Annotated in this window: 2 protein-coding genes; one reads left to right on the top strand and one right to left on the bottom strand. The window is 71.2% G+C overall.

The features are described from left to right. On the bottom strand, window positions 1-498 hold a 498-nt coding region (locus tag ACQKIP_RS46165; RefSeq protein WP_427745738.1), incomplete at its 3' end, for an MFS transporter. Between the two features lie 740 nt (window positions 499-1,238). Here ACQKIP_RS46165 and ACQKIP_RS46160 point away from each other — a divergent pair. Continuing rightward, window positions 1,239-1,966: hypothetical protein (locus ACQKIP_RS46160; protein WP_427745737.1), on the top strand; the 728-nt coding region annotated here is incomplete at its 3' end.

The following is a 1,966-nucleotide window of genomic DNA, read 5'->3' as shown; positions in this document are numbered from 1 at the left end:
GCCCCGGGCGTCCGCGAGCGGGCCCGCAGCCACGATCCCCAGACCGGTGCCGGCGATGCAGGGGCCGGTGACCAGTCCGACGGCGAGCGAGAGGCGCTCCTTCATGAACTCCCGCACCAGCGCGAAGGCGACGGGCAGAATGCCGACGCCGATGCCCTGGAGGGCTTGGCCCACCAGCATCACGGGCAGGGAATCGGCGGCGGCCGAGACGCCGGCGCCCGCGACGATGATCCAGGTCATCACGAGCAGCATGCGGCGCCCGCCGTAGAGGTCCGCGAGTTTGGCCGTGATCGGACCCGTGACCGAGCCGCTGAGGATCAGCGTCGTGGAGAGCAGTGCTGCCTGCGCCGTGGTGAGGGACAGCTCGCTCTGGAGGAGCGGCAGCACGGGGATCGGAACGTTTTCCAGGGCGCCGACCGCGATGGCCAGTACGGCCAGCACGGCCATGCCCGTTGGGGAGAGAGTGTGCTGCTCGGAGCGTGGTGCGGAGTCGGGCATGTCGGCCTCCAGGCAGGAGCGGGGGACAGGATGGAACGGGCCGCGGAGCACGTCCCGGGATTCGGTACTGCTGGGTGACATCCGGGTGCCGGAGACGGCTAACCGCCGACCGGTCCGGTCCGCTCTTCGTGCACGCTCGAGGCAGTGGCACAGGACGCCGGGCCGGGCCGCCAGGTCGTGGCGGGCCAGGCGGCAGCGGCGGGCAAGGTATGCCTGGCCGCCGGGCTTGTGGGTGACAGATGTGTCATGGCTGGAAGAGTGGCGGCGCAGCTCCCGTCCAACAATCGACAGGTGTCGGAGGTCGCCTCGCGAGTGCCGGCCAACTGTCGCGCTGCGAGGGGGACTCGCTGTGGAAGAATCCCCGGCCGGCCAGTCGCATGACCAGGCCCTCGGTCGGTCCTGCGGCGGGCTGACGACGACGGTTCACCTGGCGGCACCTGCGGTCACGTCGGCCGCGCATCGGGTGGCGGAGGAATCGTCCACACCCCCGGGGCCTGGCAGAACCGTGGAGAGCGTCCCAAGGCACGGAGCTCAGCGGTGCCCGTTCATCTCCGGCGGGCGCAGCAGCCACGCTGGCGGCGGTGCAGGTGTCGCCGGTTTCGTCCTGGCCCACGCAGTTGCCGGGGCTGCGCCAACCGGGCAAGGCTCGACCACGCACAACAGCACACCTAGCGCGCCGTCAGTTCCGCCCGCTGTACGAAAGGCCGCGCGCTGCGGCAGACAGTGGAGAACGCGCGGCGATGAGCGAGGATACGCACTTGCGCCACTGCCAGGCGGACGCCGCCAGCGACCGTTGCACCGGCCGAGACGGGCCGGAGACCGAGGTGCCCGGCTCACGCTGCCTGCGCCGTCCGGACGCGTTGACCTGCGGCGTATGCTGCGCATGCCCGTATGTCGGGCTGCATGAGGGGGCGTTGATGAACGAATTCCGGAGTGTCGGCCCGAGGGCGGCCGAGCCCGCAGGCAGACCCGACGAAGAGCCGGCGGCGGGGGAGCCATTGCCGGCGGCCGGAAATGGGGCGTCCAACAGCGAGCGGGGCCGGCAGCGCAGGCCGTTGTCGTGTCTGGCGGCTGTGGTGCTGGCCCTGGCTGTGGTGGCCGGTGGAGTTGTCTGGCTCCTGCGCGATGACGTGTCCCACCCGTTCGGCGACGCGAGAGCATGCGAGGGAAGCGAGGTGCAGCTGCCCGGCGTGATCGTGGCCGGTGGCGCGCCGATCCCCGAAGGCGCCTCCGACGTGCACTACTTCACCAGCGGCGGCACCGCTGAGGTCACTTTCGCCAGCAACCTCATCCCTGAATACCTCCACCGCGCGGGACTGCTCCCCGAGGATGCATCCCCGTTCGACGAGCGGTACGGCACCAAGGGGGTCGCCGAGGATGAGGCCGGGCTTCCCGAGGGGCTTTGCGGGTCCGCGCTGCGCGCTCCGGTAAGGATCTACCACCGCACCGGTGAGGGGCCCGGCGTCAA

Source organism: Streptomyces sp. NPDC059900, from assembly GCF_050270335.1.
Lineage (GTDB): Bacteria > Actinomycetota > Actinomycetes > Streptomycetales > Streptomycetaceae > Streptomyces.
Note: the sequence above shows the minus strand (reverse complement) of the source record. Positions and strands in the feature narration are given on the sequence as shown.